This is a genomic window from Cupriavidus sp. WS (assembly GCF_000395345.1).
In the GTDB taxonomy this organism is placed as follows: domain Bacteria; phylum Pseudomonadota; class Gammaproteobacteria; order Burkholderiales; family Burkholderiaceae; genus Cupriavidus; species Cupriavidus basilensis_B.
In genome coordinates this window covers 1-360 of the sequence record NZ_AQPL01000769.1, presented here as the reverse complement: position 1 = coordinate 360, position 360 = coordinate 1, and the positions used below count along the sequence as shown (strand labels likewise).

The following is a 360-nucleotide window of genomic DNA, read 5'->3' as shown; positions in this document are numbered from 1 at the left end:
CGGCCGCTTCGCCGACTATATCGGCTGGCTGCAAGGCCGCGACGCGGACGCCAGCCGCGCCTTCTGGTCCGCGCAACTGGCCGCGCTCGATACCCCGACCCGGCTGATGGCCGCGCTGCCCGCGCCTGAACATGGCGAAGGCCATGCCGAGCAGCATCATCTGCTCGATGCCGACCGTACCGCCGCGCTGGCGGCGTTCGCCCGCGCGCAGAAAGTCACGCTCAACACCCTCGTACAGGCCGCGTGGCTGTTGCTGCTGCAGCGCTATACCGGCCAGGATTGCGTAGCCTTCGGCGCCACCGTCGCCGGGCGCCCGGCGGACCTGCCCGGCTCCCAGCAGATGCTGGGCCTGTTCATCAA

At 70.6% G+C, this 360-nt stretch carries 1 protein-coding gene; it reads left to right on the top strand.

The features are described 5' to 3' along the window. Positions 1-360 (top strand): condensation domain-containing protein (locus K206_RS40725; RefSeq protein ID WP_043368102.1); only part of this gene is annotated, 360 nt, incomplete at both ends.